This window comes from Treponema lecithinolyticum ATCC 700332 (assembly GCA_000468055.1).
Classification (GTDB): domain Bacteria; phylum Spirochaetota; class Spirochaetia; order Treponematales; family Treponemataceae; genus Treponema_C; species Treponema_C lecithinolyticum.
Genome location: KI260569.1, coordinates 337,668 through 358,526, shown reverse-complemented (window position 1 = coordinate 358,526; position 20,859 = coordinate 337,668). Strand labels below are relative to the sequence as shown.

Genomic DNA, 20,859 nt, shown 5'->3' with positions numbered 1-20,859 from the left:
CGATAAAACTTTTTAGTTGTGCGCGTTGAGCGCACATGTATTCTGCGAGTTTGCAAAGCAAACTCGTCGGTGAGGCAAGCGGCACCGTTTGTGCTGCGCGCTTCACCCGTTCTCCTATCACTATTTAGTTGTGCGTAGTGCTTCTGCCGGTATCATATTTGCAGCGCTCGCAGCCGGCTGCACTGCTGCCAATACCGCCAATATCGCCGTAAGCAAGAATTTTACGGCTGTGTTCAGCGGCGACAGTATCCACAAAAAATGACCGTTGGTGGTAAAAAGATTAAAAGCCGATTCGGTTGATACCGGAATAAAAGCGATAATCTGCATTACAATAACGGCAAAAAACAAACCGGCAATGCTTCCTATAACGGATAACAATCCGGCTTCGCCTAAAAACAGCATCCGGATACCCGATCTTTTTACTCCGCAGGAGCGCATTGTACCGATTTCGCCTTTGCGTTCGTGTACAATCATGCGGAACGTGTTTGAAATTCCTATCATGGTAATTAACAGCAATACCAAAAGCAGCGCTAAACTGATAAGTTTTACCGTACGCACCATCGTTACCATTTGCGGGGCGAAATCGTAAAATGAAAGAACTGCGTAGCGGGTTCCTTCCCATTTACCCCGTTCAAGCTGGGCGATTATGTCTTGCGAAGGAGAAGTCGGGTTGTTTTGTACCGCAAGAGTGCGGTCGGTAACCGGTGCATATTGTTTGAGCGTTTGTTCCAAAAGCGTTGCCGCTTCTTCTTGCTTTGAACCGTCTTTTAAAAACAGCCCGTAAGCGTTAATGCTGCCTTCGGGAGCCAAGCCTATTTTGTTTACAAAGTCGAAATTCGAGTATAGGTTTTGCTGGTCGAACGCCCCTCTATCTACCGAAATACCTTCAACCTGAAACTCTGCCGCCGTAAGCTGCCCTTGCAGCGTTTTTCCGTCGAATATAACGATGTCGTGTAGTTTAAGGTCGAGTGCTTTTGCCGTTTTTTCGGGAATAAGCAAAGCGTTTTCTTTTTTCATACCTTCCCAGCTTCCTTCTTTAAAGGCAATACTGTCGTGCAATTCTTTTTCTTCATCGAATTTGCAGCCGGACACGCGGCTTTGTAGCGTTTTGCCTTCAAAGATAAAACTTCCTTCTATTGTAGTACGTGCTGTCGTATACAGCACTTCTATGCCGGCTTCTTTAACGGTTTTTTGAGCCAAAGCGATGGACTCGGGACGCAAAAGCATATTTGCCGAATCGTCTTCGTCTCTGTCTTGCGGTTTTTCGGCTCCGAGTATGTATACGTGACCGCCGATAACTTTGGCAAGCTGGTATTCCATGCTTTTCATAGCGCCTGCCGACATGCCGTCTATAAAGGTTACGATAAAAAAAGCAAATACGATGGCAATAACCAACAATACACTGCGCCGTTTTTGTCTATTTAAATTCCTAAACGCGATTTTTAATATATTCATTATACAACCTGCCTTTGCCTTTTAACTGTTGATTGCCTGTAAGGGGCTGATCTTAAGCGCAATCTTAATGGGATACCAGTTTGCTGCGACCCCGGAAGCAAGCATCGCACACAGTGTACCGAAAACCGCTTTAAGCGAAGGTATGGATTTTACATTGTAACCGCCGAACATAGCGGCAAGCACTTCGCCTTTAAAACGAATTCCGAGCGAATTGAATATAAATGCAGCAAGTAAAGCAAGTGCAATCCCTATACAAGCTCCGGTACACGAGAGCAAAAAAGATTCGGCATAAAACACTTTTTTTACAAAAGTGCGGTTTGCACCCAGTGCCCGCATAGTGCCGATTTCCGCCGTGCGTTCCATAACGGAAACAACGAGCGTATTCATAATGACGATTAAAACCACTACCGACAGCACAACCAATACGCTTATCATTAACGTACGCGTTATTTTTATAAGCAGTGCAAAAGACGCCATCGCTTCGTCCCAAGGGAGCGCTTGAGCGTTTATGTTTTCTTTTTCAAACCACGAATTTAAGGTTTTTATTACTTGAGCCGTTTGCGCGCTGTCGTGCAGTTTTATCGCTATATGGTGCCATGCTTTTGTATCCGCCATGTTGAGCCGGTCACGCAGTTCGGTACTGCCCAACAAGTTGTGTATGTCGGTATGAGAGACGGGTGTTGAAGCAATTTCTTCTATTACACTCAAACTGTCGTCGGAAAAAAGTTCATCTTCTGATTTGTCCGAAAGGCTTAAATCGATCGATTTTGGAATTTCTGCAACCGTTTGCGCTCCCATCGTTACCCCGCCGATAATGCGGGCACTGTTTACATCGCTGTACAAAATCCCTTGAATGGCAGTATCCGGATGGGCGAAAGTAAAAAAACCGGAGACTTTCAGTTTTTTTAAGCGCATTTTTCTGCCGTATAAACCGGCTACAATAATTTCATCTCCTACGTGTATTTCGCGCTCATAGTATTTTTCGTAGCGTCTTTTGGTATCGTCATCCAAAAGAAAAAACTCTTCGTCATCTGAATCGGGGAAAATTCCGTCGTGTACGTGTATGGTATCGAACATCTTTTTGTACGAAGACGGCTGTATACCCAGTATCGAAGAATAGGGAACGTCGTTGAAGGAAGAGTTTTCAGGTTTTGCCTTCCACGAATCGGGCAGGTCTATCGGTTTTAATAAACCGTATCCTGCAGTTACGCTTTGCGTAAAGGCTGCCGTTTGCGGCAGCTCTTGTACCTTTTGTATTATTTTTTCGAATTGCGGAACATAGGGCATTTCAGGGAGATCTCCCGTGTTAACCGTTTTACCCGCACCCAAGAGCGTAACCCGTATGCTTTTATCTTCCGGTTTGCCCGTAATCAACACATCGCCTGAAAAATCATTTATGCAAACGTTTTTTGTTTGCTGTGTAGCATAGTTTAAAACGCCTAAACCGGCAACAACTAAAAAACTGCCGATGCCGATCAGCGATATAATGATAATCGTTTTGGCTTTGTTTGCCAAAAGATGTTTCATTGCCATTTTTAATATCATGGTAGTGTCCTTAATGAATACTTTAGCGGGATGTATTTTTTATGTCTTCTATAACGCTGCCGTCTAAAATTTTAATACGGTGATCGGTTAAGTTAACGATTTTTGCATCGTGGGTAGAAAAAATAAAAGTGGTTTTAAGATCGCGGTTTACTTCTTTCATCAATTCCAAAATTTGATCTCCTGTTTTGGAGTCAAGGTTTGCAGTCGGTTCGTCTGCAAGAACGATTGCCGGTTTGGTTACCAAAGCGCGGGCAATGGCAACCCTCTGGCGCTGACCGCCTGAAAGTTCATTTGATTTGTGGTTTGTCCATTCGCGAAGCCCTACTTTTTCGATTAAATAGTTTATCCATTCTTTGCGTTGTTCTTTTGTTTCTTTTGCTTTGCCGAATAAAAGCGGAAATTCTATGTTTTCGTACACGTTTAATACCGGAATAAGATTAAACGATTGAAAAATAAATCCTAAATATTCGTGGCGCAGCATGGTCATTTTTTTATCCAGTTTGCGCGGAATTTTAACTTTTTTATCGGCGTTTTTTGCCAAAGAAAAAAAATCCTTTTGTCCGTAAATGCTTTCGCCGTTTATAAAAAGCTCGCCTGATGTGGGCGTGTCAATAAGGCCTATCATATTTAAAGTGGTCGATTTACCCGAACCGGACGGTCCGGAAATGGAAACGAATTCGCCTCGTTCAATTGAAAAATTTATGCCTTTAACCGCTTCGACCGTTACTTTGCCGAGCGGATAGGTTTTTCGCAAATTTTTAACCTGCACGATACTCATAAAGTATCCCTCCGTGTGATGTTATATAGTATATAATATAAAAAATAAAACCTAAAGTAAATAGTTACAGAGCAAAAATATGCTTTGATGAGCGAGGAACGTAAAACACAAAAAAACTAAAAAATTTGACAAATAGGATTTTAAGGTGTATTCTGTTATCGAAGTTTATGAAAGTGTTTTCCGAAAACGTTTTCGTAAACAAGACGGGGGATTTTAAACTTTACTATGGTATTTTTGGAAAAAAACGGATTAACGGTGCCGATTTTTATATCTTTACGCAAAAAAGTAGGTTTTGTTTATTATCAAGCTGAAGATGTGGCGCAAGCCTTAAAAAATACGCATTATTCTGTTGTTGCAAAAGAAAACAAAAAAGCAGTCGGTATGGCACGGGTTGTAGGTGATACGAAAATTGCTTTTTTTATAAAAGATGTAGTTGTAGATCCTGCTCATCAGGGGCAAGGAATAGGCGATTTGATTATGAATGATGTTATGAACTATATAAAATCGGTTTGTGCACAAGGTGCGTATGTCGGTTTAATGTCTACACCCGATAGAGAAGCTTTTTACGAAAAATACGGTTTTATTGTTCGACCGAACAAAGATTTCGGCAGCGGAATGGTCCAATATATACAGCGATAAAAGGGGATAGAATGGCAAAAGAAAAAATTATTATCGATACCGATCCGGGAATAGACGATGCCGTTGCATTGGCAATCGCTTTATTTAACGAAACCGTTGATGTCAAACTTATTACGACGGTAGCCGGAAACGTTTCTTTGGAAAAAGTTACCGCAAATGCTTTAAGGTTATTGACGTTTTGGGGTAAAAAAGTACCAGTGGCAAAAGGAGCGGAAAAACCGTTTATTCAAAAATTCGTCGACGCTGCCGGTATACACGGGCAAAGCGGTATGGACGGCTTTGATTTTCCGGAACCCGATATGTCGTTATTGGTTAAAGAACATGCGGTAAACAAAATGCGGGAAGTCATTATGGCGGAAAAAACAATAACACTTGTTGCCATAGGTCCTTTAACGAACGTTGCTTTATTGTTTGCTTTATATCCTGAAGTTAAAACGCATATTTCGCGCATTGTATTGATGGGCGGGTCTCTTACGCGCGGTAATAAAGGCGTTATGGCTGAATTTAATTTTGCAACCGATCCCCATGCGGCAAAAATGGTATTTGATGCCGGAGTTCCCCTTGTTATGGCAGGTTTGGACGTCGGCTGGCAGTCCGCTATTTTGCCCGAAGATACGGCAAAATTGCTTACGATGGGTAAAACGGGACAAATGGTGCACGCGCTGTTTAAAAAATATAGAAGCGGTACCTTTGCTACCGGATTGCGTATGTACGATGCTTGTGCTGTTGCCTATCTTTTAAAGCCTGAAATATTTAAAACCGCCGATGTTTTTGTTGATATAGAACTTTCGGGGAAATTGACAAGCGGATGTTCCGTTGTAGATTTAAAAGGCTATTTAAAGCAAACGGCAAATGCAACTGTTTGTACGGAAATAGATCCTGTTGCTTTTCGTACATGGTTTATAGAATCTTTAGCAAAATGTATATAAGGAGTGGAGAGGTAAGATTATGGATGTGTTTTTGATGTATGCTTTGGCGGTAATTGCATTTGCCGTACTTGTGTATTTACTCATAAAAAAAATGGATATCAAAATGTCCCTTTTTTTGTTGGGATTGGTATTGATGTATGCGGCTTTGTTGATGGGCAAGCCTTTATCTTTTAAGAATTTTTCCGGTACGGGAATTGTTTTTTTAGATCCGCTGAAAGTTATTATGGAACAGTTTAAACAAACACTTTCATCGGCGGGATTTATCATTCTTATTTTGGGCGGATATTCGGCTTATATGTCGCATATAGAGGCGAATAAAGTAACCGTATCTGTTTTACTTAAATCGGTAAAAAACGTTAAATCGGTGTATGTTTTGGTTCCGTTGGTATTTTTAATCGGCAACTTTTTGTCTTTGGTTATTCCCAGTGCATCGAATTTGGCTATTATTTTACTTGCAACTTTGTTGCCCGTTTTATTGGAATCAGGCATGAGTGTTTTAACCGCTGCTGCCGTTATCGCCACTACGGCAACGGTTATGCCTACACCATTGGGCGGCGATAATGTTGCCGTTGCTGCCGAACTTGCCAATACGGCGGAATTTGCGGGTTTAACCGTGAGCGATTATGTTTTTAAATATCATGCATTGGTGTCGGTACCGACGCTGTTGGTAATGGCTGTTGTTCATTTTTTTTGGCAAAAAATTATGGATAAAAAATCGACAGACAGCGCTACGGATAACACCTTGGTCGCTCAAAAAGAAAATACCGAAGTAAAACGAAGTGCGCTGTTTACAGCTGTCTACGGTTTATTACCGCTTTTACCTATTGTTTTTTTGATCGCCATATTCGTGCTTGATGTATGTTTTTCAGTTAAAATAAAACTCAGCGTGGAAGTTGCAGCTCTTTGTTCGTTTATTATTGCAATTATATGCGAAATAATAAGAAATAAAAGCGTTAAAAAAACATTGGAAGGAACCGAAAGTTTTTTCAAAGGAATGGGCAATGTTATTTCGGTTGTAGCTTTGCTTGTTGCAGCCGGTGTTTTTGTTATCGGGCTTAAATCGATCGGCATAATGGAACATTTACAAAGTGTTATGACCGGAATGACGGGCAGTACCGGCTTCATTTTACCGCTTGTATTGCTTTTTTTAACCGCGCTCATCGTTTTATTAAGCGGAAGCGGTACGGCTTTGTTTTATGCAATGATACCGCTTATGGTTCCGCTTGCCGCAGCTGCCGGTATTAATGTGCTTGCTCTTACCATTCCGCTCGGTTTGGGAGGTAATTTGCTGCGTGCCGTTTCTCCCGTTTCGGCTGTAGTTGTTATTGTTGCCGGAAGTGTAAAAAAGACGCCGTTTGAAATCGTAAAGCGTACGTCCGTTCCCATGGTTGCCGGCACCGCAGTTATGTTTGTATTGTCGATGATTTTATTTTTAGGAGAAAGATAATAGAAAAACTTATGAAAAAAATATTGGTAATCGGCAGTTTAAATGTGGATATGGTGGTTAATGTCCATCATATACCTGCCGTCGGCGAAACGATTTTAGCGGAAAAAATGGAACTAGTGCCCGGCGGCAAGGGGGCAAATCAAGCTTATGCTGCCGGTCGTTTGGGAGCCGATGTGGTGATGTTCGGCGCCGTCGGAGATGACCGCTATGCCGAAATCGAAAAAAAAAGTTTACAGTCTGCCGGTGTTGATACGTCGCATTTGCTGACGCGCAGCGCACACAGTACCGGTTTGGCTTGGATAAGCGTTAATGCTTTAGGCGATAATAACATCGTCGTTATTCCGGGGGCTAATAAAACCTTGTCGCAAGCCGATATTGCGGACAATGACTTTCTTATACGCGATTGCGATATTTTACTGTGCCAATTGGAAATCCCCTTGCAAACCGTTGTGTGCGCTGCGCGCCGTGCAAAAGAATTGGGGAAAACCGTTGTTTTGGATCCGGCGCCGGTACCGCAGCAGTTTCCGGAAGAACTGTACGGTTACACCGATATTATAAAACCGAACGAAACGGAAGTTTTTCAGCTTTTAGGTGAAGATGCCGCCGTCTGTAAAAACGATTACGAATACGCTTCGGATAAACTGCGTGCCAAAGGGGTAAAAAACGTAATCGTTACACTCGGTAAAGGCGGCGCTTTTGTCAATTCCGAAACGGAAGGGAAACACACGCTTCCCGTGCGTCCGGTGAACGTAGTCGATACCACTGCTGCAGGCGATTCTTTTACTGCAGCAGTGGCGCTTCGTCTTGCGCAGGGTTCCTCTTTGCTGCAAGCCGTACGCTATGCAAACGAAGTTGCTACAATCGTTGTTACGCGAAAAGGAGCTCAAACTTCAATCCCTACGGCCTCAGAGGTCCCGTTTGACAATTAACGATATCGCAGAGCGTGCGGGTGTTTCAATTTCAACGGTTTCAAAAATAATTAACGGTAAAGACAGCGCTATTAAATCGGAAACACGCGAGCGTGTACTTAAAATCGTTAAAGAATACCGTTATGCGCCTTACGATTTTATAAAAAATAGTACACGTACAAAAAAATTTTTGCTTGCCCTTGTGCTGTCCGGTATGAAAAAAAATCCTTCGTTTCAAAACGGTTTTTTATGCGAAGCCGAAAAACAAGGGTACCAAGTGCAATTGTGTTTTTCGGATGATGAGAAAAGCGAAATCAAACATATTGCAGCTTTGTGTAAAAGCCGCCCGGATGCCGTTTTGTGGGAACCGTTTGATACCGACGGCACAAGCGGTGGTGCATCAAGTACTTCGGTAACAGCTTCCCAAAAATCTGGAAATTCTGAAAACGCGTTTTTTTTGTTAAATCAAAGCGGTATTCCTTTTTCGCTTTTAAACGCTGAAAATATAAAACACGGTATATGTTACGATTACCGCAAAGCAGGCTATACGGCAGCGCAAACGCTGATTAAAGCGCGGCACACAAAGATATTTTATATGCACGATCAACTTACAGTGCCGGAACAAAATATTCGCCACGGTATAGACTCGTGTTTATTTGATCATCAGCTTTTATACGAAGATTGCAGTACTTTACCGGAAGCTTTGTCGGTGCATAAATGCACGGCAATCATTTGCTGCAGTTGGAATAAAGCGCTACAGGTGTATGAATATGCATCGTTGCACAAATTGCGTATACCGCACGATCTTTCTCTTATCTGTATTGACGATAAAGATAACATAAAACAATTTCCGAACGTATCGGCAATTCCCTTGTCCTTGTTTTCTTTCGGCGAATTTGTCTGCGCACATATAATCGGTAAAACCGAAAAAAAGAAAACGGATAGCCGCCTGTATAGCGAATGCTTTGCCTGTACCGGTGCTGCAAGTATAGACGTTCCCTTTCCGCTGCAAAAAAAACGTATTATTGTTGCCGGAAGTATCAATATGGACGTGCTGTTACATGTAAAAAACTATCCGCAAACCGGCAAAAGTATCAGCGCAGACAATGTTTCGATGATGCCCGGCGGCAAAGGTATAAACCAATCGGTCGGTGCGGCAAAACTCGGAGCAAAAGTTTCCGTAATCGGTGCAGTCGGACGGGATCACGATGCCGACATTATATTGAATGTTTTAAATGAAAATCACGTGGATACCTCTGCCGTGTACGTCGATACGCTTTTACCTACCGGTAAAGCCTATATTCACATTCAAAAAGATGGAGAAAGCGGCATTGTGTTGTACGCCGGAGCCAATGCTTCCGTTTGCGCCGCTACGATTGATAAAGCCGAACGGCTTTTTGAAGATGCTTCATTTTGTCTTTTGCAAACTGAAATTCCCATGAGTGCCGTAAAAAAAACGATTGCGCTTGCACAAAAAAATAACATTAAAATAATGTTAAAACCTTCGGCTATAGAAAAACTAGACGAAAATCTTTTATGTGCTCTTGATTATTTTATTCCCAATCGCAAAGAAATATGTCAATTATGTCCTACGGGCAATACAATAGAAGATAAAGCGGCGTTGTTTTTGCAAAAAGGTGTAAAAACAGTTATCGTTACGCTCGGAAGTGAAGGCTGCTATGTATGTTCGCGCGATTGCAGCATGCATATACCGGCAGCACCTTTTGAACCGGTGGACACAACCGGAGCTGCGGACGCTTTTATTGCAGCCTTAGCGGTTTTTTTGTCCGAAGGCAAAGACTTAAAAGACGCCCTGCGCTGTGCCGTATATGCTGCAGGATTTTCTACTACAAGAATAGGCGTTATTCCCGCTTTAATAGACCGTGTCAGTCTTGAACATTATATACGATAGATTCGCTAAGCTTCAGTTCGTTTTTTTCCGATATGTATAGATACATGGAGTTGTCGATGAAGCATTCACAAAGAGGTATTATAGCCTTAGGAATTATACTGTTTGCCGCTTCTGCGGTATGTATCGTATCTCTTATGCTGCAGTTTTTGGATTTCGGTTCCGCTGTGCAGGTTCAGGGAAGTCGCTCTTATGTATACGTATTCGGTCGTATGCTTTTTTCCGTGTATGGATTTTCTTCTTTACTCATCCCTTTGTATTTATTCGGTGCGGGCGTTGTGCTGTTTTCCGCGCAATGGTCTAAAAAAAAGGGTGTGTATTTGGTTTGTTCGGTTATCCCTTTTTTAACGGTTGCCGCAATCGAGTTTTTTGCAAAAAAAATATTTATAGGCACATCTTTTACCGTAAGCCTTATCCGTACTGTAACTTTTATTTTGCTCAGTTTACTTTTATGCCTTATTGAATATGTCGTCATCGGTTTAATTGCCGAGCGCATTGAACATATTGTTGAAACTGCAGCAAAAGCTCATAAAAAGTTTTTTGCCGTAAAAAAAGGTTTTACCGATTATTTGCCTCAGGATAAAACAATTGCCGAAGATATGCCGTTTGACGACACCGATGAAGCGCCGATAGACGAAGACGGTTTGCCTGATGACAAGTTCGGCGGCAAAAACAATGCCATAATCGACGACGAGCGCGAAGCCGCCTTTTTAGGCAATCCCTTTGATTTTGAAGTTGTTGAAGAAGAAAATCCATCCGGCAGCACATATAATCAAGCCGGCGGATTATTTTCCGGACACGGTGCATCCGGGATTGATAACGGCGAAACCGACGAAATAGACGAAATAGATGCTTTTTCCGCCGCCGATGAAAGCGACGAAGATGACATCGATGAAAGCGAAAGTAATGACGAGCACGACGTAGAAAATGAAAACGAAAACGCTGCCGAACGGTACGGTACCAGTTCTCCTCTTATTCCCGCAGTGCCCAAACGTCAAAAAAACAAACCCTATAATGTACCTGCCGAGGGTTTGCTGACTACCTACCCGGACGGCGAATATTGGGTAATCGACGAAGAAACAAAACGTTCGGCACAAGCGCTTAAAGAAACGCTGAACGAATTCAGAATAGAAGCCGAAGTTACCGGCATACGCAAAGGTCCTGTGGTTACTATGTTTGAAATTCTACCTGCGCCCGGCGTAAAGTTAAGCAAGATAGTTGCTTTAGGCGACAACATTGCGCTGCGCCTTGCCGCATCCAGTGTGCGTATTGTAGCGCCCATACCCGGAAAACATGCAGTCGGTATAGAAGTTCCGAACAGAGAGCGTGCAATCGTCAGTTTTAAAGAATTGATAGACACCGATATTCCCGCTTTTAAAAAAATGGCAATCCCCGTTGTTTTGGGAAAAGACATTGCAGGAGATGCCCAAGTACTGGATTTGTCCAAAACGCCGCACCTTTTGATTGCAGGCTCCACCGGTTCGGGAAAATCCGTATGCGTAAACAGTCTTATTTTGTCTATTTTATACAAAAGACCCCCTCAAGATGTACGCATGATTTTAATCGATCCTAAAATTGTAGAATTAAAACTGTACAACGATATTCCCCATTTGCTTACGCCGGTTATTACCGAACCAAAAAAAGCTTTTCAAGCGCTGCAGTACTGTTTGTGCGAAATGGAACGCCGCTATGCTTTGCTCGACGGTATGGGAGTGCGCGATATAGCCAGTTACAACAAACGTATTGTAGAACGCAAAATCGCTGCTGAAAAACTGCCGTACATCGTACTCATTGTAGACGAATTTGCGGATTTAATGGCTACGACCGGAAAAGAACTTGAATCAACCGTAGCCCGCCTTGCCGCGATGAGCCGCGCCGTCGGTATTCATTTGGTGTTGGCAACTCAGCGCCCGTCAATCGACGTTATTACCGGTTTAATTAAAGCAAATATTCCCACCCGTATAGCTTTTATGGTTGCGTCAAAAATGGACAGCCGTATTATTATAGACCAAGTCGGTGCGGAAAAATTGTTAGGCAAAGGCGATATGCTATACGCAAGCGCAGTCGACCCTTTCCCCATCCGCATACAGGGGACCTTTGTGTCGGATACCGAAGTTGAAAACGTAGTGGATTACGTTAAACAATACGGCGAGCCGGACTATATAGACGATGAAATTTTTGTCGACGATGAAGAAGAAAATTTTGATCCGGGCGTGTTCGGCGACGGTGAAGACCCTTTGTACGAAAAAGCACTCGAAATCGTTATGCAAGCAGGAAAAGCTTCGGCTTCGTATATTCAGCGCCGCTTAAAAATCGGCTATAACCGCGCAGCCCGCTTAGTGGAAGACATGGAAGCGCGCGGAATAGTCGGTCCTGCAAACGGCAGTAAACCCAGAGAAGTGCTCCACGTAGTGTAGGTTTGTGCTTTGAGACTAAAGCTGCATGACATGGGTTTTCGAGTTAGATTGTTTCTATTGACAGTAACATATTTTTCCGTTATACTTGCTTCTAAGAGGTAAGCGTTATGGAATATTTAAAGCAATTCCCCGATGAAAAAGGTTTTTTTGCCGGCTACGGCGGATCGTTTGTCAGTCCCGAACTGCAAAGGGAAATGGACAATATTACGGATGCGTACTATTCCATAAGCAAAAGCCACGAGTTTATAAGCGAGCTGCGTTCCATACGCAAGCATTTTCAAGGCCGCCCGACACCGGTGTATTTTTGTAAACGTTTGTCGGAAATGTACGGAGGGCGCATCTATCTTAAACGAGAAGATTTAAATCATACCGGTGCTCATAAATTAAATCATTGCATGGGCGAAGCGCTTTTAGCAAAATACATGGGTAAAAAAAAGCTGATTGCGGAAACGGGTGCGGGGCAGCACGGGGTAGCGCTTGCAACTGCAGCCGCTTATTTCGGTCTTGAATGCGAAATCCATATGGGCGAAGTCGATATAGCTAAAGAACACCCCAATGTGGTGCGTATGAATGTACTGGGAGCACACGTTGTACCGGTCGGCAAAGGGCTTAAAACGCTTAAAGAAGCGGTGGATTCAGCTTTTGAAGCATACCTTAAAGATCCGGTTAATTCTTTGTATTGTATAGGTTCCGTATTGGGACCGCACCCGTTTCCCATGATGGTGCGCGACTTTCAGCACGTTATCGGCATTGAAGCGCGCGAGCAGTTTTTAGAAATGACCGGAGAATTGCCGGATGCGGTAACAGCGTGCGTCGGCGGCGGTTCCAATGCCATCGGTATTTTCAGCGGTTTTATTCAAGATGAAGGGGTGCGTCTTATCGGTGTGGAACCCGGCGGGCGTTCGCTAAAACTCGGCGACCATGCGGCAAGCCTTTCCTACGGCAAAGAAGGCGTTTTGCATGGATTCCGTACTTACCTTTTGCAGGACGAAAACGGAAATCCTGCTCCCGTGTATTCAATCGCTTCGGGGTTGGATTATCCAGGAAGCGGTCCGGAACATTGTATGCTTAAAGATACTAAACGCGTTGAATATACGGTTGCAACGGATGAAGAATGCTTGGAAGCATTTTATAAACTTTCGCGCTGCGAAGGAATTATTCCCGCTTTGGAAAGTGCACACGCCGTATCTTATGCGTTTAAGTATGCAAAAGCGAACCCGCACCGTTCGATTTTGGTTAATTTATCCGGGCGCGGCGATAAAGACATCGACTTTGTGGTAGCCGCATACGGCAACGGCGAAAAATATTTTGAATAGGCAGAGTGCGTGTTGACGCAAACAAAGCGGCAGTTTATACTCATAGCGCAGGAGTTAAGTGTGAAAAAAACGGTTTTAAAGACGATGGTAAGCGGCGTTTTTATGTTTGCAGGACTTTGCGCATTGTTGACAGTAGCGTGCGGTGAACTCGGGTATAAAAATCCGCATGAAAAAAGAACGCTGACCGTTACAAACAGCCTTACCGTTCCCATAAACGGCGTTGTCATAAAATCACGCTACAACAGCGACGTGCATTTTAACGGCACGCTGGAAGCCGGTAAAACGCTTACGCTAAAAGATGTGCCTTTGTGCATAACAAATCTCGATAGTGCATACGATTTGAAAATCGATAAAGCAAATGAGCTCGGCGATAATCCTTACTGGACAATCCGTGAATTAAAAGACAGCGAAAAAATAAAAATTGCAGTGTACAATCATCTTGTTGCAGACGTAAAGCTGACGTATAAACTTCAAAATACGCAAAATGTTTATATCCCCGGTTCCACTGGCGGCGATATAGAGCTTCCGAAGCAAACCGATTCTGTGCCCAGTTTTTTATCTTTGTATGACAGCCCATACGATTTTCACTTGAACAATGAGCAAAAGTATTATACGAAAAAAAATGACGGCAGCTTTGATATGTCAAAAAAATATTTTGCGTTAAAGCGCAATGCTGCTGACGTTCCGCCCGAATGGTCTGCGAATCCTGCAAACCCTGCCGATAAAGATAAAATACCGATCTTTTTTGTTATTGAATACAATAAAAATATGCAAAGAATAGATATACGTGAGGGACTGTCGGAAACATCGGACTCTAAATAAAGTATTTGTGTTTGAAGCGCCTTTATTTTTCCAAAATCGTAATTTCTACGCGGCGGTTGCGTGATTTTCCTTTTTCGGTTGTGTTCGGCGCAATCGGTTTTTCGGCTCCGAAGCCTTTGGTAAAAAGCTGTTCGTGGCGTTTAACGCCCAATTCCGCAAGATAGTCGGCTACGGCGCTTGCCCTGCGTTCGGACAGCTTTTGCCGCCCCTTTGCAGTACCGGCGAGGGCAGTATGTCCGCTTATAAGCAAATCGTTTTGCGGAAAATCCTTTAAAATTTCGCCTATTTTTCGCAGTTTGGCAAGTTCTTCGGCTTTAAGAACTGCGGACTCGGCTTCAAATTGAATATTTTCCAAACTGATTGTAATGCCTTTTTCAGCAATACCTGCATCCGCATTTTCTATACCCAATTCTTTTATTTGCTGCTTTATGCGCTCAAGCGTTCCCGTTTGCGATAAGGGTTTTAAATCGTTTACTTGAGCTTGTGCCGTACCTTTAAACTCCAATTTATTGCCCGTGTCGGTTTCCATGACAATACGAAAATGTTCGCTATAGTGGTCTAAAAAGCCGCGTTCGTTGTCCCAATACAGTTTTTGTTCCGAATAACCCATAAAAGAAACAGGCACGGGGCGGTCGTTTGTTTTTTTAGCATATCCTGCAGGAATCTCGTAAAAGAGCGTATATTTTACCGAAATAATATGAAAAGTTTTTCCCTCTGTTTCTTCTTTGCCTTCATATTTATACGTGGCGGAAAAAGGTACTTTAAAAGGTTTTTGCAAACTGAAATTTACGCGCAAATCATGGGCTTCTTCACCTGCAGCTGTCCACGTTTCTCCGACTTGTACGTCTTTTCCGGTAAAAACAGGTACATTGCGTACTACCGGCATAAAGGCGTCTTCTCCTATTGTGTACACGCCCAGTTTGTTGCGGTTAAACGCGCTAAAGTATTCTTCGCCCCACATATAACGCGGACTTTGTCCTTCCGGTGCTGAATTTTCGCTGGTCATAAAAGTTGCTTCAATGTCGGCAGAACCGTCCGGGTATGCTTTTTTTTCGATTACTGATATGCGGTTGACGATAACGGAATTAAAGGATTTTACACCGTTTATAAACACTTGTTCGTCTACGGTGGATAATATGCGGTATGTGTTTCCGGTTTCGTATTTAAACATAAAATTTTCCGCAGCGGCACTTACCGTCGCAAAAAACAATACAAAAAACGTTAAACCGTAAAGCTTTGTTTTGCACATTGAAAAAACCTCCGAAACTTGCTATAACGTCGGTATGATTATCGGTAATAAGTATACTATTCCTTATGCGGTAGCGTCCAGCAGTGTCGACGGCAAGTGCCGCTGCACACCCATGAGTTTTGTAACTTTAGCGCAAGATCTTGCCGCGCTGCATTACAGTTCTGCAGGGCTTTCGATTCCGCATTTACAGCAAAAGAATTTAACTTGGATTATCAGCCGTCAGCACTTTGAAATATATGAGTACCCCTTGTGGCTGGATGAATTGATTGTACAAACATGGGCTCATAAACCCAAAGGTTTGCAGTGCTTCCGCGAGTTTCAATACCGGTATGCTTGCGGTGGAAAAAAAGCTTCCATAGAAGCGGCTATGGCAGAACAGGCAAGTAAAAACTCGTTCGAACCGCACAACACGGATGGGCAAAACGGACAAAACAGGCACAAGGATGAAAAGTCGCTGCACGATATTTTGAATTCAAAAGACGGCATTTGCATGAGCGCCAATTCGTGCTGGCTTGTTTTAAATACCGAAACCGGCCGCTTGGTTCCGCCGGACGATAGCATAATGGGTACGCTCGGCTTTAGCGAAGACAGCTCATGCGGCTCAACGATAAAAGTGGCTTTAAACGACAGCTGGGATACGCAGTCGGAGTTTGCCCCCTCGCTTTTAGACATCGATTTGAATTCGCATGTAAACAATTTGAATTATATACGCTGGATACTGTCGTTTATGAGCGCGGATTTTTGCCGCGGAAAACTGCTTAAAACACTCGATACGAATTTTGTAGCTTCTGCGCGCTACGGGGAAAACTTAATATGCCGCTGTGCGCAAACCGAAGACAATGTGTGTATGCATTCGATTGTGCGCTCCGACGGAACTGAAGTGTTCCGTGCTCGAAGCGAGTGGACAGACGAACAAAACCTTTCCCGCGAATTGAAGATCCGCTAAAAAACTTTGCGGTTTAGACAGTGCAGAAAGCCTAGGAAGAGCGGCAGATTTTAAACTGGGAGACTCTTACGCACGGTTGCATAAATGCGTAACAATTAATATTATAACAGACGGATTTACTTTAAACAACGCAATGCATAGTGAGTATGTTTTGCAGAAAAAAACAACACATACGATATTAAGCGATGTCATGGAGATTCATTTCGAAGTTGCCGCTTTGCAGTGAATTGAACCATTTTTATTTTTGTGGCAGGCAGAATAAGTATGCATATTCCAAGTGCCTTGTATTCTTCTTTACGCTTTATCTTTTTATATGTTGACAAGTATGAATTTAAAAGCGGGTGGGTGTTTCCTGAATCCGTAACTCCTTATTGCATGCTCCGCTATATTATAAAGGGCAATGCAGTTTTTGAAATCAACGGTACTTCGTATAATATACATAAATGCCAAGTAGTGTATATTCCTGAAGGCAGCATGCTTAAATGTTATTCAAAGGCAGAAGAATTCAGTTTTATCAGCATACGCTTTGTCAGCACATTACAACTTAGAGGAAATGATTTTCTTCAGGAATTCTTTGCCGTACCGCTTGTTACCGATACAAATTCCGGTGAATTGGAAAACTATTTTACAATTGTTTATAAAACGGCTTATTCTCATAATCCTGATAAAATGTTTCGTATAAGGGGCTATCTTGAACTTATTATTGCCGATCTTGTAGCACTAACCCATAACGGCGATATGCAAGAGGTTGATTTATCAAAAGCGGAAAATGAAAATATCGCAATGTCTATTGAAACTATCTATCATCGAGAAATGCAATCAAAAGAGCGTCTCCAAAAAATAAAACACGATCCAAGAATACAGATTGTACTGAATTATTTAATAGCTCATCCATGCGAGTCATTTGACACGAAAAAATTATGCGGCTTATCAGGTCTTAGTTCTTCTTCCTTGAGACGCTTATTTAAAGATTTTACCGGAAAATCTCCAAGTAAATTTACAAAAGAGCTAAAGATGCTTGCTGCTGCACGAAAAATCCTTATTTCGGATGAACCTATTTCTCTTATATCGTATGAATTAGGCTATGAAGATCCTAATTATTTTTCTCGACTTTTTCGTAGCTGCTTTGGCCTATCGCCTCAAAAATATCGCTTGACAGCTCGTATTCCCTGTATCAATTTATCGCAAAAGAATGATAAATAACCATTTTTTAAGCGTTTTGTGCTATTTTTAATTTTTTTTTATCTTGTCTGTCTTAAAAGAATGGGTTTACCATTATTTTATTGTCGATTTGAAGAATCATACGGAAAGGAGATTGTAATGAAAAAACGAATTGTATTGCCGACTGTGATAGCCGTTTTTATCGGCGCTTTGCTGTTTGCGGCCTGTTCAAAACAAAGAAGTTCCGCTTTAACAAAAGAATTAAAAGGAGAAATTACTTTTTGGCATTCTTTTTCTCAAGGACCGAGAATGGAAAAAATTCAAAAAGCTGCCGAACTTTTTATGGCTGAAAATCCGGGGGTTAAAATCACTATTCAAACATTCTCTTGGCCGGATTTTTATACTAAATGGACAACAGGCCTTGCTTCAGGTAATGTTCCCGACATGAGTACAGCGCTTCCAAATCATGTTCCCGAAATGATTGATGCGGGTGCGCTTATTCCGATGGATGCTCTGATACAACGTATCGGAAAAGATAGATTTTATCCGGCTCCGCTTACGGAAATGACACTTGATGATCGAATTTGGGCGATTCCCTTGTATTCGCACGCACAGGTTATGTGGTACAGAAAAGATTTATTAAAAAAATATAATCTGACTGTTCCGCAAACATGGGATGAAGTTTATGATGCTGCACTGAAGATTACCGAAGGAGAGAAGGGAGCTGTATACGGCTGTTCCGTACCGCTTGGAATGAACGATATGATGGCAACCAGATATTTAAATTTTTATGTTAGAAGCTGCGGAGAAACATTATTAACTGCCGATAAAAAGGCAAACCTTACCAGTAAGGCTGCTATAGACGGAATCAATTATTGGGTAAAAATGTGGAAAGCTTGTTCCCCCAAAGATTCATTAAATTTTAATGTACTGGATCAGGCAACTCTTTATTATCAGGGGAAAAATGCTTTTGATTTTAACAGCGGCTTTCATATAGGCGGTGTTAAAACAAATACTCCCGACTTACTTAATTTTATTGATTGTGCGCCTATGCCGTCGTTAAAAAAAGATGATATAAAACGCGGATATGAAACATCAAACATACCTGTAGTTATTTGGAAAAAATCCAAACATCCTGAAATTTGTGAAGCTTTTATTGTTTTTTTGTATGACACAGATCGTTATATTGATTTTTTACTATCGGTTCCAGTCGGTATGCTGCCGGCTTTTAAAGATCTTAGTGCAAATAAAACTTTTCACCAAGATGCCGTTGTTGCGCAATTTAGCAATGCTTTTGATGTTATCAGTAATGCAGTAGGGACAGGTACTGCTATCGGTATGGAAAACGGTCCTTGTGTGGAAGCCGGCTTGTTAACGACACAAAGAGTTATTGAAAATATGTTTCATCAAATTATTGTTAAAGGTGTTGATGTTCATACTGCAGCAGAAAGTGCAGAAAAAAAACTAAATGAATTATTCGAAACGGTTAAGTAAAACAAAAATTATTTTGAGCGCGGCATCTAAAACCTGAATTTTTTAGATGCCGCTTAAAAAATAAAATACTGCAATAATACTTATTAGGGGATCGAATATGGTTTGTGTGAATTTATCTAAGAATAAACTAACCGCTTTTTTATTTTTGTTTCCCGCCGTTTTAGTTGTGTTATGCCTATTACTTTATCCCGTATTCTCAAGCATATTTTACAGTTTTACAACAAAACATCTTTTTAAACCTGTTTATAAATTTGTAGGAATAAAAAATTATATAAAAATACTCTCAGACCCGATGTTTTATCATAGTTTTTACATATCCATAAAATGGACGGTATTGTCATTGTTTTGGCAGGTTTTAATAGGTGCAAGTGCTGCCTTGGCACTGAACCATATTCAGAGTGTACGAGGTTTGTTTCGTACTTTGTTGATTATTCCATGGGCATTTCCGACCATTGTTATTGCGCTTATTTGGAAATGGCTGCTTAACGGAGTTTACGGTTTTGTCCCGCATTTTTTGATGAAAATCGGTTTTTCTGCTTCACCGATAGAATTTTTAACTGAGCCGAAGCTTGTTTTTTCCGTATTGGTTTTTATAAATGTATGGTTCGGAGCACCTCTTATTATGGTAAATGTTTTGAGCGCTCTTCAAACGGTTCCTCAGGATCAATACGAAGCGGCTGAAATAGACGGGGCATCGGCTTTGCAGTCTTTTATATATATTACAATTCCTCATATCCGTCTTGTTGTGGGGTTATTGGTTGTTCTTCGTACTATCTGGATTTTTAACGGATTCGATATCATTTTTTTGATTACCGGCGGAGGTCCTGCCGATTTAACTCAAACTTTGCCGTTGTATGCTTATAATTACGGCTGGGGATTAAAGCAGTTAGGAGCGGCGTCATCCGTTACCGTTATATTGCTGTTGTTTTTACTTATGGTTTCGCTGCTTTATTTTAAATTGCTGAATACATGGGAAAAGGAGGGGCAGCAATGAACAGAATTCGGTCAAAGACTAAGCTATTGAGGAACATTGTGAGCTATAGCTATTTATCGATTCTATCTGTTATGGCAGTTTTTCCCTTGTTTTGGATTTTATCATCTTCCATAAAATCAAAAGGAGAGATAACGGGTAATCCAACAGCACTTTTACCTGAAAAAATATCATTTGAATTTTATCGTATTGTTATAGGTCAAATGAATTTTTCGACCAATATTGTAAACAGTATATTGATTGCGGGCATTACAACTGCGGTAGCTATAAGCGTATCCGCTTTGGCTGCATACGGAATTGTACGATTTTTACCCGGATTGGGAAAAATAATGACTCGAATTTTAATAACTACATATATGTTTCCTCCGATTTTATTGGCTATTCCATATTCAATTATCATGGGAAAGTCGGGACTTGTGAATACTCGTGCTGGACTGATTGTCGTCTATATGTCTTTTTCCGTACCGTATGCGGTGTGGTTATTGACCGGTTTTTTCAGAACAGTTCCTCTTGAAATAGAAGAAGCGGGTAAGATAGACGGTGCCGATAAAGTGACAATCTTTTTACAAATCGTTTTGCCTATTGTGGCGCCGGGAATTGTTGCCGTTGCAATATATACATTTATTAACGCATGGAATGAATTTTTATATTCATTAATAATGATTAACGACAATACAAAGATGACAGTTTCCGTTGCGCTCAAATCGCTTGAAGGGCAGGAGGTTCTTGATTGGGGAACAATGATGGCAGCATCTGCATTAGTCGTTGTTCCTTCTGTTGTATTTTTTATGTTTATTCAAAAGCGAATAGCAGGCGGACTTGCGCAAGGTTCAATAAAATAATTTTACAGGAG

The 20,859-nt window shown here is 41.7% G+C and carries 18 protein-coding genes; 14 read left to right on the top strand and 4 right to left on the bottom strand.

From position 1 onward, the window contains the following. Positions 1-120 precede the first annotated feature (120 nt). Genes HMPREF9193_RS09750 through HMPREF9193_RS09740 form a run of 3 tightly spaced genes read right to left on the bottom strand, consistent with a single transcriptional unit; the run spans position 121 to position 3,778 of the window. Positions 121-1,455 carry an ABC transporter permease gene (locus tag HMPREF9193_RS09750; RefSeq protein WP_021687966.1) on the bottom strand — a complete coding sequence of 445 codons (1,335 nt, stop codon included), beginning with the start codon at positions 1,453-1,455 and terminating at the stop codon, positions 121-123. Between the two features lie 21 nt (positions 1,456-1,476). Further along, positions 1,477-3,000 carry an ABC transporter permease gene (locus HMPREF9193_RS09745; RefSeq protein WP_021687965.1) on the bottom strand — a complete coding sequence of 508 codons (1,524 nt, stop codon included), beginning with the start codon at positions 2,998-3,000 and terminating at the stop codon, positions 1,477-1,479. 22 nt (positions 3,001-3,022) lie between these two features. Beyond that, entirely contained in the window at positions 3,023-3,778 is a 756-nt protein-coding gene (locus tag HMPREF9193_RS09740) for an ABC transporter ATP-binding protein (RefSeq protein ID WP_021687964.1), read from the bottom strand. A 225-nt stretch (positions 3,779-4,003) separates the two neighbouring features. Between HMPREF9193_RS09740 and HMPREF9193_RS09735 the strand changes: the two genes are divergently transcribed. From HMPREF9193_RS09735 to HMPREF9193_RS09700, 8 genes are all read left to right on the top strand, one after another. Then, the gene (locus HMPREF9193_RS09735) at positions 4,004-4,417 is read left to right on the top strand and encodes a GNAT family N-acetyltransferase (protein ID WP_021687963.1); all 414 of its coding nucleotides are present in this window, start codon (positions 4,004-4,006) and stop codon (positions 4,415-4,417) included. Between the two features lie 11 nt (positions 4,418-4,428). Further along, positions 4,429-5,346: a ribonucleoside hydrolase RihC gene (gene rihC, locus HMPREF9193_RS09730; protein ID WP_021687962.1), complete on the top strand. Its 918-nt coding sequence runs from the start codon at positions 4,429-4,431 to the stop codon at positions 5,344-5,346. A gap of 19 nt (positions 5,347-5,365) precedes the next feature. After that, on the top strand, positions 5,366-6,793 hold the full coding sequence (dcuC, locus tag HMPREF9193_RS09725) for a C4-dicarboxylate transporter DcuC (protein WP_021687961.1): 1,428 nt from the start codon (positions 5,366-5,368) through the stop codon (positions 6,791-6,793). An 11-nt stretch (positions 6,794-6,804) separates the two neighbouring features. Then, on the top strand, positions 6,805-7,722 hold the full coding sequence (gene rbsK, locus HMPREF9193_RS09720; RefSeq protein WP_021687960.1) for a ribokinase: 918 nt from the start codon (positions 6,805-6,807) through the stop codon (positions 7,720-7,722). After that, positions 7,712-9,613: a PfkB family carbohydrate kinase gene (locus HMPREF9193_RS09715; protein WP_021687959.1), complete on the top strand. Its 1,902-nt coding sequence runs from the start codon at positions 7,712-7,714 to the stop codon at positions 9,611-9,613. The genes rbsK and HMPREF9193_RS09715 overlap by 11 nt, the downstream gene beginning before the upstream one ends. 56 nt (positions 9,614-9,669) lie before the next feature. Beyond that, positions 9,670-12,027: a DNA translocase FtsK gene (locus HMPREF9193_RS09710; RefSeq protein ID WP_040848104.1), complete on the top strand. Its 2,358-nt coding sequence runs from the start codon at positions 9,670-9,672 to the stop codon at positions 12,025-12,027. Between the two features lie 107 nt (positions 12,028-12,134). Next, entirely contained in the window at positions 12,135-13,343 is a 1,209-nt protein-coding gene (gene trpB / locus HMPREF9193_RS09705; RefSeq protein ID WP_021687957.1) for a tryptophan synthase subunit beta, read from the top strand. A gap of 60 nt (positions 13,344-13,403) precedes the next feature. Beyond that, complete coding sequence (locus tag HMPREF9193_RS09700) at positions 13,404-14,165, top strand: hypothetical protein (RefSeq protein ID WP_040848102.1); 762 nt, start codon at positions 13,404-13,406, stop codon at positions 14,163-14,165. Positions 14,166-14,187: 22 nt separating this feature from the next. On the opposite strand, the gene HMPREF9193_RS09695 is transcribed toward HMPREF9193_RS09700, so the two are convergent. Next, positions 14,188-15,414 (bottom strand): OmpA family protein, encoded by a 1,227-nt coding sequence (locus HMPREF9193_RS09695; protein WP_021687955.1) that lies wholly within the window; start codon positions 15,412-15,414, stop codon positions 14,188-14,190. Positions 15,415-15,448: 34 nt separating this feature from the next. On the opposite strand from HMPREF9193_RS09695, the gene HMPREF9193_RS09690 reads away from it, so the two are divergent. The 6 genes from HMPREF9193_RS09690 to HMPREF9193_RS09670 all read left to right on the top strand — a co-directional run bounded on the left by HMPREF9193_RS09690 (position 15,449) and on the right by HMPREF9193_RS09670 (position 20,848). After that, on the top strand, positions 15,449-16,360 hold the full coding sequence (locus tag HMPREF9193_RS09690) for an acyl-[acyl-carrier-protein] thioesterase (RefSeq protein WP_021687954.1): 912 nt from the start codon (positions 15,449-15,451) through the stop codon (positions 16,358-16,360). 55 nt (positions 16,361-16,415) lie between these two features. After that, positions 16,416-16,586, top strand: coding sequence for a PD-(D/E)XK nuclease family transposase (locus HMPREF9193_RS11530; RefSeq protein ID WP_084604393.1), 171 nt, complete (start codon positions 16,416-16,418; stop codon positions 16,584-16,586). Between the two features lie 38 nt (positions 16,587-16,624). Next, entirely contained in the window at positions 16,625-17,563 is a 939-nt protein-coding gene (locus HMPREF9193_RS09685; protein ID WP_051306061.1) for an AraC family transcriptional regulator, read from the top strand. A gap of 18 nt (positions 17,564-17,581) precedes the next feature. Further along, the gene (locus HMPREF9193_RS09680; protein ID WP_211227780.1) at positions 17,582-19,015 is read left to right on the top strand and encodes an ABC transporter substrate-binding protein; all 1,434 of its coding nucleotides are present in this window, start codon (positions 17,582-17,584) and stop codon (positions 19,013-19,015) included. 292 nt (positions 19,016-19,307) lie between these two features. Further along, positions 19,308-20,009, top strand: coding sequence for a carbohydrate ABC transporter permease (locus tag HMPREF9193_RS09675; protein WP_211227779.1), 702 nt, complete (start codon positions 19,308-19,310; stop codon positions 20,007-20,009). A 71-nt stretch (positions 20,010-20,080) separates the two neighbouring features. Continuing rightward, positions 20,081-20,848 carry a carbohydrate ABC transporter permease gene (locus HMPREF9193_RS09670; RefSeq protein WP_211227778.1) on the top strand — a complete coding sequence of 256 codons (768 nt, stop codon included), beginning with the start codon at positions 20,081-20,083 and terminating at the stop codon, positions 20,846-20,848. Positions 20,849-20,859: the final 11 nt, after the last annotated feature.